The 24,006-nt window shown below is 65.7% G+C and carries 22 protein-coding genes and 1 tRNA gene; 9 read left to right on the top strand and 14 right to left on the bottom strand.

Annotated features, from left to right (window positions below; translation table 11 throughout):
* Positions 1-176: 176 nt before the first annotated feature.
* The gene (locus ACCQ07_RS18360; protein ID WP_031425045.1) at positions 177-1,934 is read right to left on the bottom strand and encodes a chloride channel protein; all 1,758 of its coding nucleotides are present in this window, start codon (positions 1,932-1,934) and stop codon (positions 177-179) included.
* Between the two features lie 258 nt (positions 1,935-2,192).
* Here ACCQ07_RS18360 and ACCQ07_RS18365 point away from each other — a divergent pair, with 258 nt between their 5' ends.
* Positions 2,193-2,738, top strand: coding sequence for a hypothetical protein (locus ACCQ07_RS18365; RefSeq protein WP_014091190.1), 546 nt, complete (start codon positions 2,193-2,195; stop codon positions 2,736-2,738).
* Between the two features lie 30 nt (positions 2,739-2,768).
* Here the strand turns inward: ACCQ07_RS18365 and map are convergent, their stop codons facing one another.
* The 3 genes from map to ACCQ07_RS18380 form a co-directional block, all read right to left on the bottom strand.
* Positions 2,769-3,545 carry a type I methionyl aminopeptidase gene (map, locus tag ACCQ07_RS18370; RefSeq protein ID WP_041469838.1) on the bottom strand — a complete coding sequence of 259 codons (777 nt, stop codon included), beginning with the start codon at positions 3,543-3,545 and terminating at the stop codon, positions 2,769-2,771.
* The gene (locus ACCQ07_RS18375; RefSeq protein ID WP_014091192.1) at positions 3,542-3,754 is read right to left on the bottom strand and encodes a ParD-like family protein; all 213 of its coding nucleotides are present in this window, start codon (positions 3,752-3,754) and stop codon (positions 3,542-3,544) included. The genes map and ACCQ07_RS18375 overlap by 4 nt, the downstream gene beginning before the upstream one ends.
* Before the next feature lie 248 nt (positions 3,755-4,002).
* The gene (locus tag ACCQ07_RS18380) at positions 4,003-4,926 is read right to left on the bottom strand and encodes a LysR family transcriptional regulator (protein ID WP_372363526.1); all 924 of its coding nucleotides are present in this window, start codon (positions 4,924-4,926) and stop codon (positions 4,003-4,005) included.
* Between the two features lie 131 nt (positions 4,927-5,057).
* Here ACCQ07_RS18380 and ACCQ07_RS18385 point away from each other — a divergent pair, with 131 nt between their 5' ends.
* The 3 genes from ACCQ07_RS18385 to ACCQ07_RS18395 all read left to right on the top strand — a co-directional run bounded on the left by ACCQ07_RS18385 (position 5,058) and on the right by ACCQ07_RS18395 (position 7,714).
* A complete protein-coding gene (locus tag ACCQ07_RS18385; protein ID WP_372364167.1) occupies positions 5,058-5,840 on the top strand; it encodes an SDR family oxidoreductase in 783 nt (260 codons plus the stop codon).
* 56 nt (positions 5,841-5,896) lie between these two features.
* Entirely contained in the window at positions 5,897-6,304 is a 408-nt protein-coding gene (locus ACCQ07_RS18390; protein ID WP_122272268.1) for a nuclear transport factor 2 family protein, read from the top strand.
* 246 nt (positions 6,305-6,550) lie between these two features.
* Positions 6,551-7,714, top strand: coding sequence for an FAD-dependent oxidoreductase (locus tag ACCQ07_RS18395; RefSeq protein ID WP_372363528.1), 1,164 nt, complete (start codon positions 6,551-6,553; stop codon positions 7,712-7,714).
* A gap of 127 nt (positions 7,715-7,841) precedes the next feature.
* Here the strand turns inward: ACCQ07_RS18395 and ACCQ07_RS18400 are convergent.
* The 4 genes from ACCQ07_RS18400 to dtd form a co-directional block, all read right to left on the bottom strand.
* A tRNA-Ile gene (locus tag ACCQ07_RS18400) sits at positions 7,842-7,917 on the bottom strand.
* Between the two features lie 273 nt (positions 7,918-8,190).
* Positions 8,191-8,511, bottom strand: a complete 321-nt coding sequence (locus tag ACCQ07_RS18405; RefSeq protein WP_011348769.1) for a hypothetical protein — start codon at positions 8,509-8,511, stop codon at positions 8,191-8,193.
* A 193-nt stretch (positions 8,512-8,704) separates the two neighbouring features.
* A complete protein-coding gene (rpoD, locus tag ACCQ07_RS18410; protein ID WP_008572798.1) occupies positions 8,705-10,582 on the bottom strand; it encodes an RNA polymerase sigma factor RpoD in 1,878 nt (625 codons plus the stop codon).
* Between the two features lie 108 nt (positions 10,583-10,690).
* Positions 10,691-11,131 (bottom strand): D-aminoacyl-tRNA deacylase, encoded by a 441-nt coding sequence (gene dtd / locus ACCQ07_RS18415; protein WP_372363529.1) that lies wholly within the window; start codon positions 11,129-11,131, stop codon positions 10,691-10,693.
* On the opposite strand from dtd, the gene ACCQ07_RS18420 reads away from it, so the two are divergent.
* The gene (locus tag ACCQ07_RS18420; protein WP_029820466.1) at positions 11,130-12,146 is read left to right on the top strand and encodes a lauroyl acyltransferase; all 1,017 of its coding nucleotides are present in this window, start codon (positions 11,130-11,132) and stop codon (positions 12,144-12,146) included. The two genes, dtd and ACCQ07_RS18420, sit on opposite strands and share 2 nt — an antisense overlap.
* 9 nt (positions 12,147-12,155) lie before the next feature.
* Here ACCQ07_RS18420 and ACCQ07_RS18425 read toward each other — a convergent pair whose 3' ends face one another.
* Entirely contained in the window at positions 12,156-12,677 is a 522-nt protein-coding gene (locus tag ACCQ07_RS18425; RefSeq protein ID WP_008572803.1) for a GNAT family N-acetyltransferase, read from the bottom strand.
* Between the two features lie 245 nt (positions 12,678-12,922).
* Between ACCQ07_RS18425 and ribA the strand changes: the two genes are divergently transcribed.
* From ribA to ACCQ07_RS18440, 3 genes are all read left to right on the top strand, one after another.
* Positions 12,923-14,056 carry a GTP cyclohydrolase II RibA gene (gene ribA, locus ACCQ07_RS18430; protein ID WP_071118383.1) on the top strand — a complete coding sequence of 378 codons (1,134 nt, stop codon included), beginning with the start codon at positions 12,923-12,925 and terminating at the stop codon, positions 14,054-14,056.
* A gap of 138 nt (positions 14,057-14,194) precedes the next feature.
* Complete coding sequence (locus ACCQ07_RS18435) at positions 14,195-14,671, top strand: PH domain-containing protein (protein ID WP_218502679.1); 477 nt, start codon at positions 14,195-14,197, stop codon at positions 14,669-14,671.
* Entirely contained in the window at positions 14,668-16,173 is a 1,506-nt protein-coding gene (locus ACCQ07_RS18440; RefSeq protein WP_008572809.1) for a PH domain-containing protein, read from the top strand. Before ACCQ07_RS18435 ends, ACCQ07_RS18440 begins: the two co-directional genes overlap by 4 nt.
* Before the next feature lie 160 nt (positions 16,174-16,333).
* Here the strand turns inward: ACCQ07_RS18440 and ACCQ07_RS18445 are convergent, their stop codons facing one another.
* Entirely contained in the window at positions 16,334-17,392 is a 1,059-nt protein-coding gene (locus ACCQ07_RS18445) for a CDP-glycerol glycerophosphotransferase family protein (RefSeq protein WP_074038444.1), read from the bottom strand.
* On the opposite strand from ACCQ07_RS18445, the gene ACCQ07_RS18450 reads away from it, so the two are divergent.
* Positions 17,393-18,217, top strand: a complete 825-nt coding sequence (locus ACCQ07_RS18450; protein WP_008572814.1) for a glycosyltransferase family 2 protein — start codon at positions 17,393-17,395, stop codon at positions 18,215-18,217. It begins immediately after the preceding gene.
* 195 nt (positions 18,218-18,412) lie between these two features.
* On the opposite strand, the gene ACCQ07_RS18455 is transcribed toward ACCQ07_RS18450, so the two are convergent.
* The 4 genes from ACCQ07_RS18455 to fmt form a co-directional block, all read right to left on the bottom strand.
* The gene (locus ACCQ07_RS18455) at positions 18,413-19,690 is read right to left on the bottom strand and encodes an O-antigen ligase family protein (RefSeq protein ID WP_029820470.1); all 1,278 of its coding nucleotides are present in this window, start codon (positions 19,688-19,690) and stop codon (positions 18,413-18,415) included.
* A 166-nt stretch (positions 19,691-19,856) separates the two neighbouring features.
* Complete coding sequence (locus tag ACCQ07_RS18460) at positions 19,857-21,578, bottom strand: ArnT family glycosyltransferase (RefSeq protein WP_372363530.1); 1,722 nt, start codon at positions 21,576-21,578, stop codon at positions 19,857-19,859.
* Between the two features lie 48 nt (positions 21,579-21,626).
* Positions 21,627-22,937 (bottom strand): 16S rRNA (cytosine(967)-C(5))-methyltransferase RsmB, encoded by a 1,311-nt coding sequence (gene rsmB / locus ACCQ07_RS18465; protein WP_372161533.1) that lies wholly within the window; start codon positions 22,935-22,937, stop codon positions 21,627-21,629.
* The gene (fmt, locus tag ACCQ07_RS18470; RefSeq protein WP_014091217.1) at positions 22,937-23,860 is read right to left on the bottom strand and encodes a methionyl-tRNA formyltransferase; all 924 of its coding nucleotides are present in this window, start codon (positions 23,858-23,860) and stop codon (positions 22,937-22,939) included. Before fmt ends, rsmB begins: the two co-directional genes overlap by 1 nt.
* Positions 23,861-24,006 lie beyond the last annotated feature (146 nt).

The raw sequence follows: 24,006 nt of genomic DNA on the forward strand, positions 1-24,006 counted from the left end.
GCCTGAGGTCAGGGTGGTGTCATGTGTCCAAGGAGATCGTTCTTGAGCAGTGGCGATACTAACGCGCTCAGGCCAGCCCGAACAACCCGACGCTGCGCCTGTGCCTCCGCATCGAACATCAGACACAGATCAACGATGCGCACGCATGCGCGCAGCCGTTGCTGACAGCACGCGGCTCAGTCGTCGCTAGCCACGCGTTCGCCCATCAGTTCGCGCTCGCGTTTTTCCAGTTCTTCGGCGTAGCGCTTGCGCACGAATCCCTCCGACAGCACGCCCAGTACCTTGCGATCGCTGTCGATCACGGCCAACTCATCGGCCTGTGTCGTATCGAAGACCTTCATGATCGCCACGATGTCGGTGTCGGCCAGCAGCGCCGCATCGCGGTGCTTGGCATAGTCGCCGACCGGGGCGTCCAGCTGCACATTGTCGGCGTACAGCACGGCCAGCGGCACCACGCCGGCATAGTGTCCGTCTGCATCTTCCAGCACCACGCGTTGCGTGGAGCCCAACGGGAACCGCCGGCGGAATTCGGCCACGCTGATGTCGTGCGCGGTGTGGTTGGCATCCTTGCGCATCATCTTGCCAGCCGACAGATTGCGCACCCAGCCCACATCGCGCGCACTGCGGATGTTTTCGCCACGCAGATGCAGCCGCCAGGTGGAGAACGAATAACCGAACACCTGCCGCACCACGGTATTGGCCACCAGCACCGCCGCCATCACTGCGCTGGCCAGCACGAAATCGTGCGTGCCTTCCAGGATCAACATGGCCATGGTCATCGGCGCGCCAACGATGGCCGCCGCCAATGCAGCCATGCCCACCAGCGATGCACTGGTGGTGTCCACCACCGCAGCGCCCAGCAACAGGTTCAGGCTCACCGCGAACAGGCTGCCCACCAGCGAGCCCATGAACAACGATGCGAAGAACAGACCGCCGCGGAAGCCGAAACCCAGCGAAATTCCCGACGCAATGCACTTGAGCACCAGCAGGATGGCGAGCACCTGCAAGGTACTGCTGCTGGTCAGGTCCAGATGCAATGCGCCATGCCCCGAGGACAGCACCTGCGGCGAATACAGCGCCAGCGGAATCAGCAGCAACCCACCGATGACCGGGCGCCCCCACACCGGCAGATTGATGCGGCCCACGCCGCGTTCGATGCCGGCGACCAGGCGCATCACCGCAATGCCGATCAACGCGCACGCCAGGCCCAGCGCGATGTAGACCGCATAGTCGCGCGGCTGCAATTGGTAGGCCACCGCAGCAGGCAACGAGTACGGCGCTGCGCCCAGGGCATTGGCCATGAACGCGCCAGCCAATGCGGCGGCGGCCACCGGTGCCAATGCCGATGGCGTGTAGGCACCGATGACGATCTCGAACGCATAGAACGCACCGGCCAGCGGCGCGCCGAAGGCGCCGGCAATCGCACCGGCCGCGCCGGCGCCCACCAGCGTGCGCATGTCGGCACGCCGCACCCGCAACACGCGCCCCAGCTGCGAGCCGGCACCCGACCCCATTTGGGTGTAGGTCGCCTCCAGTCCCACCGACGCACCGAAGCCGTTGGACAACAAGGTCTGCACCGCAACGATCAGGTTGTCGCGCATCGACATGCGCCCGCCATGCAAGGCATTGGCTTCCACCGCATCCACGAGGGGCCGCTTGCGCCGCCGCGCCATCAGCGTCACCAGACCAACCAGCAAGCCGCCCAGCGGCAACACCAGCAACTGCGTTGCCGTCATCGAGGTGGCCGTGCTGAGCCGCTGCTCGGGCGCGAGCGCGTACAGCCAGCTCTGCAGGCCATGCGCGATACCGGCCTGCAGCACCATCAATCCAGCCGCGATCAGCCCCACCAGCGCGGCCAAGGCGATGAACCAGAGATCGTTGGCGCGCAGCTGCCTGCGCAAGCCGTCCAGCGGCCGGCGGAGTTGCGCCGCCATGGCGTGCACGGCCGGCAAGGTGTGGGAAAGTGGCTGCATGGGACCAGTGATTGCGGGATCGGCACCGGCAGAGCCGGCGTCCGCTGTGGGGCCTAGTGTGCATGAGCGCCGCTGACCTGAGCCAATCTGGCGCGGCGATGAAACGCGCGCCGCGCCGCAGGCGTGATTGCAGGGCCAGGCATTCAGGCGCCAGAATCGGAGCCGGCACGCGGCGCACCTGCGCGTGCGATCGTTGAGCCACTCGAACAGGGATGCACGATGCTCTACCTGCTGCTGGGCTTGATTGCCACCGAAGGCCTCTTGCTGATCACCTGGAACCGCCCCTACTTCAGCTGGGGCCTGCCGGTGTTTACACGGCGTATTGCGGTGACCCGCGATGCGTTGGCCTGCTTTTCGCTGGCGCAGGTAGAAAATGCGGTCGAGCCATCGCGCTGGCCCGACTTGCGGTTCCATCGCCTGTCCGAAGACGTGTATGCGTTTCGCGAAACCTTCCTGTTCGTCGGCGGTGTCTATCCGATGATCATGCGCGGGCGCATCGTGATCGACCGTCGGCAACGCGAGATCATCGTGAGCGGTTTCTGCAACTGGACCGTAGTGATGATGGTGGTTGGGTTCCTGGTTCCGGCAACCGTCGTCAGGCCAGGGGCCACGCTGATGTTCGCGGGGCTTCTCATGCTGTCCTATCTGCTGCAACGCAGCCGTTTCATCAGTGTCGAAGCGGCCGTGCGCATGCTTCTGCACACCAACACCACCCCGCTGATTCCGCGCCGACCAGAGGCGACGCCGCGCGTGCAGGCCGACTGACAGCCGCCTGACGCCATGCGTTGCGGTGCGTCACTCCACCACGCACAGCGGCACTTCGGCGGGCCGCAAGGTCAACACACGTACGCCAGTGCGCGTCACCGCCACGGTATGTTCGAACTGCGCCGACAACCTGCCATCGCGCGTATGCACCGGCCACTGATCCGGTTGCGAACGGATCGCCGCACGGCCCTGGTTGATCATCGGCTCGATGGTGAACACCATGCCTTCCTGCAGTTCCAAGCCGGTGCCCGCGTGGCCGTAGTGCAGAATTTGCGGGTCTTCATGCATCTCACGGCCGATGCCGTGCCCGCAGTATTCCTTGACCACGCTATAGCCGTGCGCACGCGCGTGCCGCGCAACGGCATGGCCGATATCGCCCAAGCGCGCGCCAGGGCGCACCGCTGCAATCCCTTTCCACATCGCCTGATACGTGGCCTGCACCAGGCGACGTGCCGGGTAAGCGACCTCGCCCACCAGGTACGTGGTACTGGAATCGGCGATATAGCCGTTCTTTTCCAGCGTAATGTCCAGGTTGACGATCTGCCCGCTGCGCAACACGTCGTCTGCCGATGGCACGCCATGGCAGACCACATCGTCGATGGATGCGTTGAGTACGAACTCGAAACCGTACTGCCCCTTGCTCGCAGGCCGTGCGTCGAGCTCATCGACAATCATGCGCTCGACAAACCCGTTGAGTTCCAGCGTGCTGCGACCTTCCAGGGGCAAGCGATCCAGCGCATCGAATACCTGCGCCAGGAGCTGGCCAGACACCGCCATCAGCGCGATCTCGTCGGGCGACTTGATCACGCCCGGCCCGGTTTCAAGGCTTGCGGCCGTACGCCCGCCGCGCGCAATTGTTCGGCCACGATCTGCTGAAACGTCGTGTCCGGATGCATCTCGCACAGCATGCCGACCTTGATCCAGAAATTGGCCTGCGCATTGATCGAACGGCTACTCACCGTGCACGCACGGCGCAGTTGATCGTGCAGGTCGTCGTCGATATTGACGATGCCCATGATGGATCCCGTTTTGCGTCGATATACGAATCGTATATGAAACGTATATTTGCACGCAATCGCTCCGGGGCGGGGCGCCGTCGAGGGCGATGCCTGTCCGGCGTGTGCTGCATGCCTTGTCGGACAGGCCCGGCAACCTCGCAGTACGGTGAGCACGGCGCAAAAGCGAACCGGCCCCGGGCCGATGCGATGCCACAACGCCCGGAAGCAAACGCCGCACATCACGTGAACGCCACAGGTTGCGTTCGTCAGCGCTCGATTGCCGAATGTGTCTGCCCGCTCCGGGCATAGATTTCGCTCACCCACTCGATAAACACACGCACCTTGGTGCTCAGCTGTCGGCTGGGCGCATAGGCGATGAAGACATCCAATGGCGCCGGGCGCCAGTCCTGCAGGACCGGCACCAGCGCGCCGCGTTCGATGGCCGGCCGCACCATGAAATCGAGCGTGTGGATCAGCCCGAGCCCGGCCAATCCGGTCGCCAGATGCGCGTTGCTCTCGTTGACCATCATGCTGCAGTTGGGAACGATCTCCAGCGGCGCGCCATCGTCCAGGAAATGCAACGGCGGCGCTTTGCCGCTATGCGCGGAGAAGTAGCCCACCACGGGAAACGCCAGGCTTTTCAGCTGTTTCGGATGGGTCGGGACACCGTAGCGTGCGAGATAGTCAGGGCTCGCGCAGGTGGTCCAGGCAAGGCTGCCGATCTTGCGCGATATCAGCGCGCCGTCGTCTGCCGTGCTGCGGATCGCGCAGTCGATGTTTTCGCCGATGACATCCACCGTGCGATCGGTGACGCCAAGCTGCAGCTGGATATCCGGATAGCGCGCACAGAACTCCGGCAATGCGGGTATCAACAATCCGCACGCCGTCGAGCCTCCCGTATCTACACGAAGCCGGCCCTTGGGGCTGCCCTGGGCACGCCCCAACGTGGCTTCCACGTCGTCCAGCTCCGTGAGCAGGTGCCGCACGCGCGCGTAATACGCAGCGCCGTCGTTGCTGACACGCACGCGGCGCGTGCTGCGTTCAAGCAATGTGACTCCCAGATGTTTTTCCAGCGCGCTGATCGACTTGCTCAGCGTGGCATTGGGCATCTGCAGCGATTCCGCCGCACGGTTGAACCCACCGGTTTCCACAACGCGCGCAAAGGCGCGGATTGCCTGCAGGTGATCCATTGATCGCTCCGTCTAGAGCGCCGGATTATTCCCACAGGGGAATAAAGAATCAACAATGCGCCCATTTATCGCCGCAGCGAGGGTCAATAGACTGCCTGCAACGCGGGAACTCCGCTCAAGAGGCAAACACCATGCACGTCCAGGATCTGGCCAACATCCACCCCACCAAACACGCCGGGAAGATTGCCCTGGTCACCGGCGGCAGCTCGGGCATCGGCCTGGCCGCCGCAAAGCGGCTGGCGCTGGAGGGCGCAACGGTGGTCATCAGCGGCCGCCGGCAGCAGGAACTGGACCGGGCGGTCGTCGAGATCGGCCATGGCGCCACGGCGGTACGCGCCGACATTTCCGTTGGTGCAGAGCTTGACGCCGTCATGGACGTCATCGCCACCGCGCATGGACGACTGGACCTGCTGCTTGCCAACGCAGGCGGCGGCGAATTTGCGCCAATCGAATCCATTACCGAAGCAGGCTTCGACAAGTACTTCGACATCAACGTCAAGGGCACCCTGCTGACCGTGCAGAAGGCGCTGCCACTGATGCGCGCCGGCAGCGCCATCGTGGTGACGGGCTCCATCGCGGCCAATCAAGGCGTCGCCAATTTCGGCGTGTATGCCGCAACGAAGGCGGCACTGCGCTCTTTCGTCAGGACATGGGCATCGGAACTGAAAGGTCGCGACATTCGCATCAACCTGATCGCGCCCGGCGTCGTGGTCACACCCGCCTATAAATCCGAATTGGGCATGAGCGACGAAGACATCGACGCCTACCTGGCCGAAATCCAACTGAAGGCCCCGCTGGGCCGCGCAGCGAGCCCGGATGAGATGGCCAAGGCGATGTCCTTCCTGGCATCGGACGATGCCTCCTACATCACCGGCATCGAGCTGACAGTGGACGGCGGCCTGACCCAGATCTGACCATACGTGCAGCGCGCTACCGTGAGTGCACTTCCAGCCCACCAGAGACAAACAAGATGAGCATGCAAAACAATTTGGCGATTGCGCAAAACTTCCTTGAAAAGATCGGCTCCGGTGCATCGCCTGAGACGATCGCGGCGATGTTCAGTGCGGATCTGCAATGGCATATCCCAGGCGATCCATCCGCACTGCCGTGGATTGGGCGACGCAGCGGGCGCGGCGCGGTGGAAGCGTTCGTGCGTGATTCCGGCACCCTGATGGAGCGCATCCGGTTCGAGGTGCATGACCTACTGGCCAGCAACGACCGCGCCGTCATCGTGGGCGAGCTCGCCAGCCGCATCACCGCCACCGGAAAGCTCATCGAGACGCCGTTTACGATCGTGCTCACCATCACGGGGAACGAGATCTCGCACTTCCTGATGCTTGAAGACAGCTTTGCGGTGGCTGCCGCGGCGCGGCGCTGATCCGCCCACGTTCCGAGTGCGGCTGACGCGTTACGAACCTGCTCTTCCAAGGGATTGTTCGAGGAAGCGGATCAATGCAAGAATGCGCGCGACGCGAAAAACGTTCGCCTGTGTGCCGTCGGCACCAAGAGATCGAATACACGCCATCCAGCATGCTTGCTAAGTTGGCCAGCGCCCCTCGCCGAGATCACCCGGCCTTTCTTCGAGCTGCCGCCTGTGCGAACGCTCGTTGTATTTGGAGCGCTCATGACAGCCAACAACACCAACCCACGTCCATCTTCAACTGATCAGATCGCTATCGTCGGTGCTGGTCTGGGCGGTTTGACACTCGCACGTGTCCTCCACATCAACGGCATCTCCGCCACCATCTATGAGGCCGAGGCTTCACGCAACACCAGATCACAAGGCGGCCTGCTAGACATACACGAATGGAACGGGCAGCTAGGCTTAACCGCGGCAGGCCTCCACGACGCCTTCCTGTCCCTCGTCCTCCCGGGCGAGGATGCCAAGCGCGTCAGTGACAAGCACGGCACGATTCTGTTCGACAGACAACGCTCTGTCGGCTCTCTCAGACCGGAGGTGGACCGCAGCGCACTCCGCCGGCTGTTGATTGACTCTCTGCCCTCCGATGCCATTTATTGGGGTCGCAAGCTCATACGGGCAGCACGCAATGCGGACGGAGCGCTTGCCCTCACTTTTGCCGACGGTTCATCGATCACGGCGGACCTGGTTGTCGGAGCGGACGGCGCATGGTCGAAGGTTCGGCCGTTGCTGTCGACCGCACCCCCCGCATACGTGGGCACCACTTTTATCGAGACATCTCTCACCGATGCCAGCACCAAATGTCCGGCTAGCGCCAAGATGGTCGGGCCCGGCACATTGATGGCTGTAGCCCCCGGCCAAGGCATCTTTACTCACAGATACGCAGACGGCGCGCTACGCAGCTACATTGCGTTGACCAAGCCCGAAGCATGGTTTCGCGAGCTCGATTTTGGCCGGCCTACAGCCGCGATGCGCCGCATTGCCAAAGAGTTCGAAGATTGGGCTCCAGCTCTGTTGGCCATGATTACCCACACTGACAGCGCGCCCATCATTCGCCCGATTTATGCATTGCCGATCGAACATGCTTGGGCACGCACTCCCGGCGTAACGCTCGTCGGCGACGCTGCGCACCTGATGTCACCGTTTGCGGGAGAAGGTGCAAACCTCGCCATTTACGACGGAGCCGAGCTCGCACGTTCGATCATTGAGAACCCGGGCCAGATCGAGGCGGCACTGAGTGCCTATGACAATGCGCTGTTCCCACGTAGCACCGCTCTCGCGGAGCAGAGTGCGAGCAATCATGCACAGTTCTTCGGCTTCAATTCGCCTGCCAGCGTGGTGAACTTGTTTTCTGCCCACGAGGTGTAACGGAAGTAGGTGGCGTTCAAGCGCGACGCGCTAACCGCGGCGGTCTTGCGTCGGCGGAAACTAGCTTGGCGGGGATCCTCAAGCCAACTATGCCTACAGGAACAGGAGAGCGCTACGCATGCGCAATTGGTGGGCCCACCAGGATTCGAACCTGGAACCAAAGGATTATGAGTCCTCTGCTCTAACCGTTGAGCTATAGGCCCGAGTGTCTGGCGGCGAGATGGCGAGCATGTCGGGCCGTGCCGCGGACGCGAAAGTTTACCTGTGTGGACGTTGCCGTGTCTGCTATGCGCCCTCTGCCTGCAGCGATACAGCGCTCACTGCCACGAGATCACGTATCGGCTGCCCACAACAAAAAGCCCAGCGGCGGCTGGGCTTTGGCATCAGATTTCCTAGCGTGATGCACGCGATCGCGTCATCTAGACGCACCCAGCAAACCTACCCATCCCGAATCACCAATCCCAAATCCCCGCCCCTCACGCATCAGCCGTCTCAAACTGCCCATCAATCAGCTGCCGACCCGCGCGGAAGCCGTGTGCAATGGCCTCCTGGTACGTCGCATAGGCCAGCCCATTGCAGCCGATACGCGGCTGGCGCTTGCCGCCGAGCGCGTACACGTCCACCCAGAGCGTCCACTTGGCATCAGGGGAAGCCTGCTCGGCGCGTACGCGGATCTCGTGTTCGCGGTACGTGGTGGTTTCAAAGCGGCTTTGCCTGCTCATAAAGCAATCTCGTCTCCATTCGTCGGCCAACTTAGAAGTCGCGGTCAGAACGCCACGTGAGGTTTGCAGAAACATCGGTTTAATGTTGCGTGGCCGTGTAGCTTCGTCGGCGGTACGTGAAACATCGCGGCGCTACCTCACTGACGCATGCCTTGCATGCGACCAACCGCTACCCGCTACCAAGCATAGCCAACTGCCTGCGCCATAACGCAACAGCCCCGCATGAGCGGGGCTGCTGTGTGATCACTGCACGGTTACGACCGCGGCATCAGTCGATATCCAGAAACGAGCGCAGCTGTTCCGAACGGCTCGGGTGACGCAGCTTGCGCAACGCCTTGGCCTCTATCTGACGAATCCGCTCACGGGTGACGTCGAACTGCTTACCGACCTCTTCCAGCGTGTGATCGGTGTTCATGTCGATACCGAAGCGCATGCGCAGCACCTTCGCCTCGCGCGGGGTGAGGCCGGCCAACACGTCACGCACCGTCTCGGAGAGATTGATGTTGGTGGTGTTGTCGATCGGGGACTCCACATTGGTGTCCTCGATGAAGTCGCCCAGATGCGAATCCTCGTCGTCGCCGATCGGGGTTTCCATCGAGATCGGCTCCTTGGCGATTTTCATCACCTTGCGGATCTTGTCCTCGGGCATGTCCATTTCCTTGGCCAGCTCCTCCGGCGTGGCCTCGCGGCCGAACTGCTGGAGCATCTGACGGGAAATGCGGTTCAACTTGTTGATCGTTTCGATCATGTGCACCGGAATACGGATGGTGCGCGCCTGATCGGCGATCGAACGGGTGATGGCCTGACGGATCCACCACGTGGCATACGTCGAGAACTTGTAACCGCGACGGTATTCGAACTTGTCCACGGCCTTCATCAGGCCGATGTTGCCTTCCTGGATCAGGTCCAGGAACTGCAGGCCGCGGTTGGTGTACTTCTTGGCGATGGAGATCACCAGACGCAGGTTGGCCTCGACCATTTCCTTCTTGGCCTTGCGCGCCTTGGCTTCGCCATAGGCCATCGCACGGCTGATTTCCTTGATCTCGCCCAGGGTCAGGTAGTTGGCCTTTTCCATCTCGATCGAGCCCTGCTGCTCGGAGATGATCTGGTCCTTGACGTCGCGCAGCGCCGACGACCACTTCTGCTTGCGCTTGAGTGCGTCTTCCACCCATTCCAGGTTGGTCTGGTTGCCTTCCCAGGAGCGGATGAAGTCCTTGCGCGGCATGCGTGCCACGGTGGTGGCCAGGTGCAGCACCTTGCGCTCGTGATCCTTGATGCCATTGACCACACCACGCAGCTGGGTGACCAGCGCGTCGGTCAGCGGCAGCGGCAGCTTGAGCGTGGTGAAGATGGCGGCCATGTCTTCGCGGGCCTTGACCACCAGCTTGTGCTCGGCGCCGTTCTTGGCATAGGCCTTCTTGAACTTGGCGTATTCGTTGGCCAGGTTCTCCATGCGCGTGGCCACTTCCACCGGATCCGGACCGGTCGGGCCGGCCTCTTCTTCGGCGGCCTCGTCATCGCCGTCTTCGTCGTCGTCTTCGTCGACCGCTTCATCGTCGGACACGGCGACCGGGCCGGCCGCGGCGAGCGCAGCAGCGGCTGCATCGGCTTCTTCGATCAGGTCGTTGAAGCCAACCACGATCTCGGCCAGACGCTTCTTGCCTTCCTTGTGCGCTTCGTAATCGGCCAGCAGCATTTCGGTCGACAGCGGGAACACGCCCAATGCGGCCTGGACCTGGCTGAGGCCTTCTTCGATGCGCTTGGCGATGGCGATTTCGCCTTCGCGGGTCAGCAGCTCGACCGTGCCCATCTCGCGCATGTACATGCGCACCGGGTCGGTGGTGCGGCCACCTTCGGTGTCCAGCGCGGTCAGCGCGGCGGCAGCTTCTTCGGCGGCGGTGTCGTCAACCTCGCGGTTGCCGGTGTTGCCATCGTTGAGCAACAGGGTTTCGGCATCGGGTGCAACTTCATGGACATCGATGCCCATGCCGTTGATCATGCTGATGATGTCTTCGATCTGCTCCGGGTCGACGAGGTCGTCGGGCAGATGGTCATTGACTTCGGCGTAGGTCAGATAGCCCTGTTCCAGGCCCTTGCTGATCAGTAGCTTGATGTCGGATTGCTGGGCAGGACGTTCGTTGGCCATGAGTGCTCGCGCCACCGGCTTTGAGATTGGAAAGAGAACCTAGCATTATACCAGCGTGAAGCCCGGTCTGCCGGATTCAAGACGGGACCGCTGGTGGACGTGGTGTATCTAGGGTCTGAGAAGGAAGGTCACCGGGCCATCGTTGACCAGGTCGACAACCATATGGGCACCAAAACGCCCGGTTTCCACCCCACCGCGATGTTTTTCGCGGCAGATCGCCACCAATTGATTGAACGCCGGTTCAGCCTCCAGTGGTGGCGCGGCGGTGCTGAAGCCTGGGCGGTTGCCGGAACTGGTGTCCGCAGCCAGGCTGAACTGGCTGACCAGCAGCAGGCCGCCGCCGGTATCGGTGAGTGAGCGGTTCATCTTGCCGGCGTCGTCGCCGAATACCCGGTAGCTCAGCAGCCGCTCGGCCAGGCGCCGGATCTGCGCGTCGCTGTCGCCGGGCTCCACGCCGATCAGCGCCAGCAGCCCGGGGCCGATCTGCCCGACGATCTGGTCATCGACCGTGACGGCGGCGCGGGTGACGCGCTGGATCAGTGCAAGCATGGGCATTCTCGGGCGGCAAACTGTGCCGCGCAGCATGCCCAGCGCTGCCGGCACTGTCACGCGCGGGCCTTCGTGGTCTGCGCTGTTTAGAATTGCGCCGATGACACCTGATGTTCGCGCTCGCCTGTTGTATGCCACCGCCGCCACCGTGGGCCGCTTGCCGTGGCCGCTGCTCAAGCGCGTGGCCGACACGCTGGCCTGGAGCTGGCGCAAGCTCAATGCACGCGAATCACGCGTGGCGCGCCGCAATCTGGAGCTGGCGTATCCGGAACTGAGCGCCGAGCAGCGCGCGCGCTTGCATGCGCAGATCCTGCAATCGACCGCGCGGCAGACGCTGGAAGTGCTGCGCACCTGGACCCGCCCGCCGGCGGAGAACCTGGCGCGCCTGCAGCGCAACGGCCAGGAACTCTACGACGCCGCGCTGGCCTCCGGGCGCGGGGTCATCGTGGCGGCGCCCCATTTCGGCAACTGGGAATTGCTCAACCAGTGGCTGTCCGAACGCGGGCCGATCGCGATTGTCTACCGGCCGCCGGAGTCCGAGGCGGTGGATGGCTTCCTGCAGTTGGCACGTGGTGGCGACAACGTGCGCCAGGTGCGCGCCGAAGGCCCGGCAGTGCGGCAGTTGTTCAAGGTGCTCAAGGACGGCGGCGCGGTCGGCATCCTGCCCGACCAGCAACCGAAGATGGGCGATGGCGTGTTCGCGCCGTTCTTCGGCATTCCGGCCTTGACCATGACCTTGGTCAACCGGCTGGCCGAGCGGACCGGGGCGATCGTGTTGTACGGCTGGTGCGAGCGCGCCGGCGACGATCTGCAGTTCGCGCTGCATGTGCAACCGGCCGACCCGGCAGTGGCCGATGCGGACCCGGTGCGTGCGGCCAGCGCGCTCAACGCCGGCATCGAACAGATCGCCCGGCGCGACCCGGCGCAATATCAGTGGACCTACAAGCGCTACACCCTGCGTCCGCCGGGCAGCGGCGAGGCCAACCCGTATGCGACCGAGCGGCATCCGCACTAGCGACCGAGCTCAGTCGTCGTGCGGATCGGCAGGTGTGTCCAGGATGCGTTGGTAGAACGCCAGGTCCAGCCAGCGCCCGAACTTGAAACCGGCTTCGCGCACGGTGCCGGCGTGGGTGAAACCGAACTGTTCGTGCAACGCGATGCTGGCCTGGTTGCTGGCATCGATGCCGCCCACCAGCACGTGCACGCCGCGCACTTGCGCCGCTGCGATCAGGGCCTGCAGCAGCAGACGTCCCAGGCCCTTGCCGCGATGGTCGCGATGCACGTAGATCGAATGCTCGACGCTGTACTTGAAGGCGGGCCAGGCGCGAAAGGTGCCGTAGCTGGCAAAGCCCATCAGGGTGCCGTCGTCGTGCTCCACGCCGATCACCGGAAAGCCGCCCGCCTGCTTGGTGGCGAACCAGCCGACCATGCTCTCCGGTGGCCGGGGACGGTAGTCGTACAGCGCGGTGGAATTGGCGATGGCTTCGTTGAAGATGTCCAGGATGGCACTGGCATGGCGCGCGTGGCTGCAATCGACAATGTGCATGGGGCCCGACGAACATGGAGGTGGCCCGATTAGAAAGCATTGCCGCACCCTGAACAACGCGGGCCGCAGGGCAACCAAGCGGCCCAGGCCCGCCCACTCAATCGGCAGCGGCTGGATGCAGCGTTCTACCCGGTTGTGGCGACTGCCTGTTGCCAGGCGCGCGACAATGGGCAGATGCGATCAGGCAGTGACCGCGGCGGCGTCCGCCTTGAAGCGGCCGTGGCAATCCCCATTTGGAGTCGTGCATGAGCAGCCCCCTCCCCTCCCCCAGCGCACAGGCCTTCGGCGATCCGGCGGCCATTCGCTGTGAGCGCGCCGCCTCCGAACTGCGCGCCGGGCGCCCGGTCCTGCTGACGGCGGCGGATGGGCAGGCGCGTGCGGTGCTGGCGCTGGATAGCAGCACGGCGCAGTCGTATGCGGCTTTCGCCCGCGCCGCGCGGGGACGCCACTATCTCTTCGTGACGCCCACCCGCGCCCATGTGCTGGGGCTGAGTGCGCCGCAGGGCGCGCGCGTGGGCTTGCTCGATCACAGCTACGACCAGCTCGCCGCGCTGGCCTACCTGCGCGACACCCCGGTGCCCGCGCAGTGGACGGCCGGCGATGCGCTGGATGCCGGCGGCGTGGAGATCGCGCGGCTTGGCCTGCTGCTGCCGGCGCTGCTGGCGGTGGAGCTGCGCGATGTGCACGACCATGCCGCGTTCGCCGGCTGCCAGTCGCTGGCGCTGGACGATCTGAGCCGCGGCTGTGCCACCTCCTCGGCTGCCGGCTACGAGTTGGTGACCCGCACTCCGGTGCCGCTGCGCGGCCTGGGCATGAGCGAGTTCGTGGTGTTTCGCGGCGGCGTGGCGCAGCGCGATCAGGTGGCGATCGTGGTCGGCCAGCCTGACCTGAGCACTGCCGTGCCCGTGCGCGTGCATTCGTCGTGCCTCACCGGCGACCTGTTCGGCTCGCTCAAATGCGATTGCGGCGACCAGCTGCGGCACGGCCTGGCCAAGCTGAAGGAGCTCGGTGGCGGCGTACTGCTGTATCTGGACCAGGAAGGTCGCGGCACCGGCATCGCCGCCAAGATGCGCGCCTACGGCTATCAGCATGCGGGCCTGGACACCATCGATGCCGACGCGCAATTGGGCTTTGGTCCGGACGAGCGCCGCTACGGCAGTGCGGTGGCGATGCTGCGCGGGCTGGGCATCAGCCGGATCCGGCTGCTGACCAATAACCCGGCCAAGGCCGAGCGCCTGCGCGCGGCCGGCATCGTGGTCGAAGACCGCATCGCGATCACCGGCGACATCACCGCCGAAAACGAGCAATACCTGCGCACCAAGGCCGCACGCGCCGGCCACGCGCTGGATGTGGATGCGTTGATCCTGGCCGCGCAATAACGCGCCCGGCGCCGGGTGCGCCTGCACTGGGCAGCCGGCTATGCTTGCGCACCGCTTCTGCAGGCCAGCCACGTGCACGACGCTCCACCGCCGCACCCCGACGTCATGGTCCAGCCCGCTCCGGCACAAACCCCAGCCGTGACGCACTGCCAGTGGCAGTCGCTGCCGCGTCGCGGTGCGTATGTGGCGGCGATCAATGGCGCACTCGGCGGCGGATGTGCGGGCCTGATCGCAGCCGGCGTCACGATTGTCTGGCTGCACGCCTGGCGTTACTGGCCGATGGCGCTGGGCGTGACCGCGGTCATTGCCCTGCTGGGCGCCTGGCTGGCGGTCAAACGGCATCGGCTGACACATTGGAAACTCGATCAGCACGGCCTGGCGCTACAGCGCGGCCATCTATGGCAAAGCGATACGCGCGTTCCGATTTCGCGCGTGCAGCATGTGGACCTGCGCCGCGGGCCGATCGAACGCGCCACCGGCCTGACCACGTTGGTGGTGCACACCGCCGGCAGCCGGCTCAACGCGGTGGCGTTGTCGGGGCTGGATCAACACGATGCCGAGCGCCTACGCGACCGCCTGGCCCGGCAGCTCGATCACGACGACGACGCGCTATGAGCGCCGTTGCACATCCCGGCAACGACGAGCAGCGCCTGCATCCGTTGTCGTGGGTGTTCGTGTTGCTGCAGCAGATCCGTCAGTTCCTGATTCCGCTGGCTGCGCTGATCCTGTTCGGCAGCCGCGACGGCAATCGCGATGTTGCCGACCAGATCGCCACCGGGGTGGTGATTGCGGTGCTGGTGGCCATCTCGGTGCTGCGCTACTTCACCTACCGCTACCGGATCGGCAGCGATAGCGTGGCCATTCGCAGTGGCCTGCTGGAACGCAGCCGGCGCGATATTCCGTTTGCGCGCATCCACAACGTGGTGGTGCATCAATCGCTGCTGCACCGTCTGGCCGGCGTGGCCGAGGTGCGGCTGGAATCGGCCGGTGGGCACAAGCCGGAAGCGGAAATGCGCGTGCTGCGGCTGGATCAGGCGCTTGCGCTGGAAGATCTGATACGGCGCCGTGCAACCGAGGCAGGCGTGCCGGCGCCGCAGATCGAGGAAGACAGCGGCAGCCTGCTGCGCCTGCCGATGGCCGAGGTCATCCGGCTGGGCCTGATCTCCAATCGCGGCATGGTGGTGGTGGCGGCCGGCTTTGGCGTGATCTACCAGATGATTCCGCGCCGCACGGTGTCCAATTTCGTCGAGCATAACGGCGAGCTGGCCTATCGCTACGTCAGCCAGATCCATCCCGGCGTCGCGGTCACGGCAACGCTGGCGATCCTCGCCACGCTCGCCCTGTTGCTGGCGATGCGCGCGCTGTCGGTCGCCCTGGCGGTGACCCAGTACCACGGCTTCCATCTGAGCGAATCCGAGCGCCGCCTCACCGTGGAGCGCGGGCTGCTGACGCGGATCCGCAGCAGCGTGGCGTTGCGGCGGATCCAGTCGTGGACGTTGTACGAGGGCCTGCTGCATCGCCTGTTCGGTCGTCGCCAGTTGCGGGTGGACACCGCAGTGGCCGGCACTGGCGACACCCACGGCAGCGCGTTGAAGGAACTCGCGCCCATTGCCGACCCGCAACAGTGCGACGCCTTGCTGCAACGCCTGCTGCCTGGTATCGCCTGGCCGCCGACGCAATGGCAGACGATCGCCACGCATTGCTGGTGGCGATTGAGTCTGCCCGCCGCGCTGATGCTGCTGCCGCTGACGGCGGGCCTGGCGTGGCAGCTCGGCAGCCAGGCCTTGTGGTTGCTGGTGTGGCTGCCGTGGAGCGCGTTCAAGGCGCAGCGCCAGGTGCAGCGCATGGCCTATGCGGTGGATGCGCGTTACGTTGCGGTGCGCGGCGGCTGGTGGAAGCGCTGGTGGCGGCTGGCCGAGCTGGACAAGCTGCAGGCGCTGCAACTGCAGCGCTCGCCGCTGGATCGCCTATCCGGCACCGCCACGCTATGGCTGGATACAGCCGGCGCCAGTGCCACCGGCCCGGCATTGCGGCTGCGCTTTGTGCCGCTTGCCCAGGCGCAGGCGCTGCAGGCGCAACTCGGTGCCGCGCTGGCACGGCGCAAGCTGCGCTGGTGATCAGCGTTAGCGCTCAGTAGTTGCACTGATCAACATCCGCGATCAGCCTTGGTGCTGCTCGTCAGTCGCAATCCGGGTCAGTGATCTGATCAATGACAAGGACGTAAGTTCGGCAAAACGTCGCCGATCATCACCACCCGCTCGTTGCCGCTGATCGCGCTCAGCGCTGCGCCGGCCCCCAGTAGCCCAACTCGCGACGGATCTGCAACCCGCGCCACACTGCACCCAGCGGTTTGCGACGCAGCCCGCCGAGCTTGCCGGCAATGAAGTCTTCAGTGGCGGCAATCACTCGTTCGGAAGAATGCCCGTCGCGATACGGGTGAATCGCATCGGCGTAACTGGCAAGCGCGCTACGCAATGCCGCATCCGGCGCCAGCGCGCGCGCCAGCTGCTGCGGCAAGTGCTCTGCCTGCCGGAAGTCGAGCATGTGCGGCTGCGGCACACGGTTGCGAAAGGTCACCACCGGTTTGTGCTGCACCACGAACTCGGACACGATCGACGAGGTATCGGAAACCAGCACATCGGCCGCACGTTGCGCGGCCATGACCTCTTCGGGTTCGATGAAGCGTGCGTTGGCGCCTGCCAGTGCGCGATAGCGATCGAACAATTCCTGCGCGCACTTCGGGTGCAAGGTCAGCAACCAGTAATGCGCGCCGCGCGCGATGTCGGCGGCGATCTCGTCGTAGAGTGCGGGCGCCGCGCTCAGGCGCTCGGTAAAGGTGGAACCGAACAGGATCACCGGGCGGCCGGCGGCCGGTGCACGCAAGGCCGCGCTACGGCCGCCATCGTCGCGAAAGACCGGGTCGAGCTTGGGCCAGCCGGTCTCCACCACGGCAAAATGGCCCTCGCGCTGCGCCAGCGCGCGGAACGGCGCGGTGGTGGCGGGGCCTTGCGTGCAGTACAGATCGAACAGGCCACGCACCCGGAAATGGCCGCGGTTGTCCTCGCGCTTTTGCACATTGAAACCGTGAAACAGCTGCACTTTCGCGCCCGACACAAACGGTGGCACCCAGTTGGCGGCACTGAATACCGCACGCGGGCGCAGCGCCAGCGCCTCGCGCAGGCCAACCTCACGCACGCCCGGCAGCGCCAGCCCGCGCGCGCCACTTTCGAACCAGGCCGACACCACGTGCCCGCAGCCCTGTAACGCCTGCGCCAATGGCGCCAGAATAGGCAACGCGTAACGCTCCGTTGCGAACAGCAGGTAATCGGCCATCACATGTCCTCTTCGACCGCACCCGACGAACGGCCGCGCATCAGCGCCTGCATTATCGCGTTCAACGAGGCCGATCGCCTACGCGACTGTCTGGCCTCGCTGGCGTTCTGCGACGAGATCGTGGTGGTGGACTCCGGCTCCACCGATGCCACCACCGCCATCGCCAGCGCACACGGCGCACGCGTGCTGCAACGCACCTTCGATGGCTACCGCAGCCAGAAGGCATTCTGCGTTGCGCAGGCGAGCCACGACTGGGTGTTGTGCCTGGACGCCGACGAACGCGTCAGCGATGCCCTGCGCGCGGCGATCATCGCTGCGCGCGACGCCGGTTTCGCCACGGCGGCCGGCTACCGCTTCGCACGCCTGTCCGACTACTTCGGTCGCTTCCTGCGCCACGGCAATGCGTATCCGGACCGGGTGCTGCGCTTGTTCGATCGCCGTCGCGGCGGCTGGCGCGGCAAGCGCGAGATCCACGAGGCGGCCAGCGTGGATGGCCCCGTGGAGACCTTGGCGGGCGATCTGATCCATTACCCGTACCGCTCGCTGATGCAGCAGCTGGCCAAGACCCAGCGCTACGCGCAGATGATGGCCGAGCACGAACATGCACGCGGCAAACGCGCCACCTGGAGCAAGCTGGTGCTGGCGCCGGCCTGGCGCTTCTGGCGCGGCTACCTGTTGCGCGGCGGCTTTCGCGATGGCTGGCATGGGCTGATCTACGCCTATGTGCGCGCCAACTACGTCCGCCAGAAGACCATCATGTTGTGGCTGCTGCAAAACAATCAGCCGGTGCAGGACCCGCCACGGGCGCCGGATCGGCGCAGCGAATAAGAACCGGTAAAAACTCCGAGCTGCAGGCACGCTGCTGCGACGCCGCCAACGGTACGTGGAATCGGTCTGTGCAAGCCAACGCATGCCGACTCCGGCAACGATCGCCCCCCTTCTGTTTGTGCACGGGCGTGTGCCCAGGCACCGAAAGCGCGCTGCCAGGGCATGCGCCACATGCAGCCGGTGGATCATCCGCCGCTATCGAGCGCGTGCCACGTCCGACTGCACCTGTTGCGCCTGCCGCGCCGACAGACCCACCAGCACGCCGACCATGGCCGTGTAGAAGCTCGCCGCCACCTGGTGCGCGAACATCGATTGGGTCAGGCCGCACAAGGCATAACTGATCACGAGCATCACCCCGGCCGCCGCCGGGCCGCGGAACTGCTGCTGTCCGCTGCGCCGATGCAGTCGCACGAACATCCACAGCGGCACGCCGTAGACGGCAAGCAGCAGCAACAGCCCGGGCACGCCCTGGGTGGCACTCCATTCGGCCAGATCGTTGTGCGCATGCCCCAACTGGCAACGGAACAACGACGGATCGGCGGCACAGGCCGGCAGGTCGTGCATCGCATCGTCGAAACGCCCAACGCCCACACCGGTCAGCGGATGCGCCGTCACCGTGTCCCAAGCCACATGCAGGCGTTCGATACGGGCACCGGCCGACGAATCGGTGTCGCCCACTTCGTAACGCTGCAGGTCACGCTGCAATTCGCCCAGGCGCATCTGGTCGGTCAGCGCCGGCACGCTGAGCGCGACGCCCACCGCCAGCACCGCGCCGCCGATGAAGGTCAGCAGGCGCACGCGCGTGCTGTGCCAGGGCGCACCCCAGATCAGCACGCCCAGCGTGGCCAGCATCGCCAGCCACACCCCGCGGCTGCCGCTGAGCACGATCACCACCACGGTGGCGACCCCAGCGCCCACCAGCCAGCGCACGCTGCCGAGCGGGCGGCAGAACACCGCCACCACCAGCAACATCAGCACGATATCGGCAAACACAATGGCATTGGTGAAGCCTTCGGCGCGGTCGGCACCGTTCATCACCTGCAGCAGCGCGATCAGCATGGCCGCAAACACGCCGACCAAGGCACCGCGCCACAACCACAGCTGGCGCGGCTGCAACGCATAGGCCCACAGCGCCGCCCAAGGCAGCACCAGGAAGCGCGAGCGATTGCCCACATCGCGCAGCCCGTGCTCGAACAACGCGATCGACAGCAGCGACATCGCAATCACCGCCACCGTCAGCCAGCCCACCACGCGCAACGACCACTCGCGCGCGGCAATGGCCTCACGCAAGCTGCGCCAGCCCATCAACGAACCAAGCAGCAGGCACAGGCCGAACGGCAGCAACCCGCTCGGCATGCTCACCACCAGCGCAGTCAATGCGAACGCGCCCAGCTCGGCAATGCGCACGCCTGCCCGCGAGGTGGTCGGGGCAGAGGGCGACAGTGACGCGGGTTGGGGACGCAAGGAATTCATCTACAAAATCGGTGGGAAAAGGGGGGCGACGCAGTGCGTGGGCTTCGGCAGCGCCGGCCAAGCTAACGATGCGACGCATGAATCCCTGCTAGACAGCGACCGGCCGCTGCATTGACGCCGTGCCAATGGCACCTGGTACGCGCGTGTGCCGGTGGAGTCGGCCGGCTCATTCGGTATCCAGGTTGCCCTGCTCCTTTGCTTCCACCGCACGCTCGCTGGAGCTGGCCACGCAGGGGCCACGCACGGCATCGGACGGCACCAACCACCAGCGCCGGCGATTGGCCACGCCCACCAACTGGCTGCGGCTGCGATCCACGCACGCCAGCAATGCGGTCTCCTGTGCCATCAGCCAGCGCTGGCCGGGTTGCTCTGCCTGCCAGGCCACGCCGCGCTGCAATTGGGCTTCCCACGGCACCTTGAAGCCGAAGGTCTGCGCAGGCCGGTCGGCCATCAGCAGGTTCTGCTCCTTCCACGCCACCAGCCCGAGTTGCGCATCCGGGCCGATGCGGCGCCCGGCCTCGCGCATCACCGCACCGGCCGAACTGGAATCGTTGAAGATCGGGTAACACACCAGCCCGAACGCCACCCACCACGCGCCAAGCAGCGAAACCACCGCGAACGCGGAGCGGCGCACGCGCACCAGCAGCAGGCTGACGATGCCCCAGCTACCCACCGCCAGCAGCAGCCAGCCCAGCGGGTCGGTGGCTTCGCTGCCGACCCCGCGGCTGTCCATGATCTTCTGCTCGAAGCCCGGGTGGCCGATCAGCATCGCCACGCCGCCCGCGCTGAACGCCACTGCCAACAGCAGCCCGAACCCGAACAGCAGCCGCTGCACGCCAGCCCGGCGCAGCAGGCCCGGCACCAGCGGCGCCAGCGCCAGGCAGAACATCGGCAGCGCCGGCAGGATGTACACATCGCGCTTGCCGCTGGGAATGGTGAAGAACACCAGCACCAGCAGCCACCAGGCCAGCAGCAGCAGATAGCGCGGATCGCGTCGCTTCAGCCGGCGCCGCCACGCTGGAATCGCCCACGGCAGCAGCAGGATGGTCGGCAGCCACATCGTGGCCATGCTTTGCAGGTGGTACCAGACCGGCTGCGCATGATCCCAGGAGTTGGCGTAGCGCTTGGCGGTCTGGCGCAGCAGGATGTCGTTGAGATACACGCGGTACTCGGGCTGGCCGGCGGTCAGCGCGGTCACCATCATCGGCACGAACCACAGCGCGATCGCCACGAAGAAGAACAGCGGCCCCAGCCAGAAGCGCCGGGCGCGCACGTGCACGCGCACGCCCGGCCAGCCACGCGCCGCTGCAATCCCGGCCGGGATCAGCAGCAGCAGCGCGATGATGCCAACGCCCTTGGTGATCACGCCCAACCCGGCGGCGAACCAGCCCAGCGTCCACCAGCGCCAGGCAGGACCCATCAGCAGATGCCGCAACAAGCCGTAATTGGCCAGGGTGATCCAGAACACCACCAGCGGGTCGATCTGCGCCTTCTTGGCCTGAAAGGTGAAGTGCAGCGTAAACAGCAGCATCCAGGCCGCATACACGCCCACGCGCCGGGTCCACAGCCGCCGGCCCAGATCGTAGACGCAGGCCAATGTGCCCAACGCGGCCAGCAACGACGGCAGCAGGAACGCCACCCGCCAATTGCCCAGCAGCGTGTAGAACAGCGCCTGCAGCCACATCAGCATCGGTGGCTTGTCCGAATACAGCTCGTTGCCGCGATGCGGGAACAACCAGTCGCCGCTCAACACCATCTGCTTGGCCACCAGCGCAAAGCGCGGCTCGTCCGCCGGCCATGGGTCACGCAACCCCAGGCCGGCTCCAATTACCAGCACGGCGGTCATGGCCAGCAACCAGACATCGGTGGAAGCGCGATTCTTGAACATGTCGGGCGGCAGGCGGACGCAGAGGGTGGAGCGCTGGACTTCGCGCGATCAGGAGGCTTTTAGCAAAAGCGCGTAGAAAAATCCGTCGCAGTGCGCCTCGCCTGGAAACCGCTGACGTCCGGCGCCGGCGGCATGCCCGAACTGCGCACCCAAAGGCTGCGCCTGTGCATCGGGAGTGCGCTGCAGGAATGCCTCGACCTGCGCCTGGTTCTCGCGCGCCAACAGCGAACAGGTGGTGTACAGCAATTGTCCGCCCGGGCGCAGCATGCGCCAGGTCGCATCCAGTAGCCGCGCCTGCAGCGCGCACAGCGCATCGATATCGTCGGCGCGCCGGTGCAGCAGCACATCCGGTTGACGACGCACCACGCCGGTGGCCGAACATGGCGCGTCCAGCAGCACCGCATCGAACGGCCGGCCGTCCCACCACGCGTCCGGATCGGCGGCGTCGGCCGCCTGCAATGCAACCTGCGCGTCGGGAACTGTGCGCTGCAAGGTCTGCTGCACGCGCTCCAGGCGGCGCGCATCCACATCCAGCGCAGTGAGCTGCAAGCCGGGGTGGCGCTCCAGCAGATGCGCCGCCTTGCCGCCCGGCGCCGCGCAGGCATCGAGCACGCGTGCCGACGGCGCCAGGGTCAACGCATCGGCCACCTGCTGGGCAGAGCCGTCCTGCACCGAAACATCGCCTTCGGCAAAGCCCGGCAACTGGCTCACCGGCACGGCGTTGTGCAGGCGCACCGCATCCGGCAGTACCGCGTCGGTGTGCGCGACGATATCCAGTTCGGCCAGTCGCGCGACATACCTCGCAGGGTCGGTGCGCGAACGCTGCACGCGCAGCCACATCGGCGCCATCTGCGCACTGGCGGTAAAAATGGCTTCGGCACGATCGCCCCAGTCCGCGCGCAGCTGCTTGCGCAGCCACGACGGCCAACCGGCATCGTCGGCCACCGCCGGAAATCCTTCGCGCTGGGCGCGCCGCAAGATCGCGTTGACCATGCCGGCCTGACGGGGCCGGCCCAATGCGCGGCACGCATCCACCGTGGCCGACAACGCGGCGTGCGCGGGCAGCTGCAGCACGTCGAGTTGGGCGAAACCGACCATCAGCAGCGCCTTGAGTTCCGCATCGCGGGGCGGCAACGCACGTTCCAGCCATTGCCGCAACGCGACGTCATAGGCCGGACGCCGGCGAATGACCGCAAAGCAGATCGCCTCCACCAGCGCACGATCGCGCGGATCGCCGATGCTGGGCAAGGTGGCGGCAAGTTCGGCCTTCAACGACCGGCCCTGATCGAACACCGCCGTCAGCACGCGTGCGGCGGCCAGACGCGAGGCAACGCCGGCGGTTGCGGTATCGGCCGACATCAGCGCAGCGCCGGCAGGTCGCGTCGCGCGTTGAGGTAATCGGCGGCGGTGATCGCCTTGCCGCCCTCGCGCTGGAGCACGCGCACCCGCAGCGCACCCTCACCGCAGGCGATATCGATGCCCTGCTTGCTGGCCGCCAGCAGGGTGCCCGGGGGGTGTTGATGGGCCAGTTCAAGCGCCACCGCGCCATGCAGGCGCACGCGCTCGCCCGCCAGGATCGCCTCGGCCACCGGCCACGGGTTGAACGCCCGCACGCGCCGCGCCAGTTCCTGCGCCGGCTGCGCCCAATCCAGCCGCGCCTGCGCCTTGTCCAGCTTGTGCGCATAGGTCACCCCGTCGGCCGGCTGCGGTTGCGCCACCGGACGGATGCCGGCGCGCAACAGACCCAGGCCATCGGACAGCACCTGCGCGCCCAGCGCGGCCAGCCGGTCGTGCAGCTGCCCGCCGGTTTCCTGCTCGCCAATTTCGATGCGCTGCGACAGCAGCACCGGGCCGGTGTCCAACCCGGCTTCCATCTGCATCAGGCACACCCCGGTCTCGGTGTCGCCGGCCTCGATCGCACGCTGGATCGGCGCGGCGCCACGCCAGCGCGGCAGCAACGAGGCATGCACGTTCCAGCAGCCGTGCGTCGGCGCGGCCAGCACTGCCTTTGGCAGGATCAACCCGTAAGCCACCACCACCATCAGGTCCGCATCCAGCTTGCGCAACGTCGCCAATGCTTCGGGCGAACGCAGCGTCTGCGGCTGGAACACGGGAATGCCGCGCGCGATCGCCTCCAGCTTGACCGGCGAGGGCGTCAACCCGCGGCCACGCCCGGCGGGGCGATCCGGCTGCGTGTACACCGCCACCACCTCATGCCGCTGCGCAGCGGCACGTAGCGACGGAACGGCAAAATCCGGCGTACCGGCGAAGATGATTCTCATAAGGCTGGGAGTCGGGATTTGGGATTCGGGATGGGCAACGGCAGGTGTGCTGGCCGGGGCGCGAATGGCGTGGAGCTGAGAGGTAGGAGCAGATTTGTGGGGGATTTGGAAACCTGGCGCCAGAACCGGCGTTGCCCGTCACCATC

The organism is Xanthomonas sp. NCPPB 3583 (assembly GCF_041475715.2).
Classification (GTDB): Bacteria; Pseudomonadota; Gammaproteobacteria; order Xanthomonadales; family Xanthomonadaceae; genus Xanthomonas; species Xanthomonas euvesicatoria.

Coding starts and splice junctions, on each gene's coding strand:
- ACCQ07_RS18440 (WP_008572809.1), top strand. CDS start 14,668: ATGAGCGCCGTTGCACATCCCGGCAACGACGAGCAGCGCCTGCATCCG.
- ACCQ07_RS18375 (WP_014091192.1), bottom strand. CDS start 3,754: ATGGGCATCGTCAATATCGACGACGACCTGCACGATCAACTGCGCCGT.
- ACCQ07_RS18365 (WP_014091190.1), top strand. CDS start 2,193: ATGCTCTACCTGCTGCTGGGCTTGATTGCCACCGAAGGCCTCTTGCTG.
- dtd (WP_372363529.1), bottom strand. CDS start 11,131: ATGCTTGCACTGATCCAGCGCGTCACCCGCGCCGCCGTCACGGTCGAT.
- ACCQ07_RS18405 (WP_011348769.1), bottom strand. CDS start 8,511: ATGTTTCTGCAAACCTCACGTGGCGTTCTGACCGCGACTTCTAAGTTG.
- fmt (WP_014091217.1), bottom strand. CDS start 23,860: ATGAGAATCATCTTCGCCGGTACGCCGGATTTTGCCGTTCCGTCGCTA.
- rpoD (WP_008572798.1), bottom strand. CDS start 10,582: ATGGCCAACGAACGTCCTGCCCAGCAATCCGACATCAAGCTACTGATC.
- ACCQ07_RS18420 (WP_029820466.1), top strand. CDS start 11,130: ATGGGCATTCTCGGGCGGCAAACTGTGCCGCGCAGCATGCCCAGCGCT.
- ACCQ07_RS18390 (WP_122272268.1), top strand. CDS start 5,897: ATGAGCATGCAAAACAATTTGGCGATTGCGCAAAACTTCCTTGAAAAG.
- ACCQ07_RS18385 (WP_372364167.1), top strand. CDS start 5,058: ATGCACGTCCAGGATCTGGCCAACATCCACCCCACCAAACACGCCGGG.
- ACCQ07_RS18380 (WP_372363526.1), bottom strand. CDS start 4,926: ATGGATCACCTGCAGGCAATCCGCGCCTTTGCGCGCGTTGTGGAAACC.
- ACCQ07_RS18450 (WP_008572814.1), top strand. CDS start 17,393: ATGTCCTCTTCGACCGCACCCGACGAACGGCCGCGCATCAGCGCCTGC.
- ACCQ07_RS18460 (WP_372363530.1), bottom strand. CDS start 21,578: ATGTTCAAGAATCGCGCTTCCACCGATGTCTGGTTGCTGGCCATGACC.
- ACCQ07_RS18395 (WP_372363528.1), top strand. CDS start 6,551: ATGACAGCCAACAACACCAACCCACGTCCATCTTCAACTGATCAGATC.
- rsmB (WP_372161533.1), bottom strand. CDS start 22,937: ATGTCGGCCGATACCGCAACCGCCGGCGTTGCCTCGCGTCTGGCCGCC.
- ribA (WP_071118383.1), top strand. CDS start 12,923: ATGAGCAGCCCCCTCCCCTCCCCCAGCGCACAGGCCTTCGGCGATCCG.
- ACCQ07_RS18425 (WP_008572803.1), bottom strand. CDS start 12,677: ATGCACATTGTCGATTGCAGCCACGCGCGCCATGCCAGTGCCATCCTG.
- ACCQ07_RS18455 (WP_029820470.1), bottom strand. CDS start 19,690: ATGAATTCCTTGCGTCCCCAACCCGCGTCACTGTCGCCCTCTGCCCCG.
- ACCQ07_RS18360 (WP_031425045.1), bottom strand. CDS start 1,934: ATGGCGGCGCAACTCCGCCGGCCGCTGGACGGCTTGCGCAGGCAGCTG.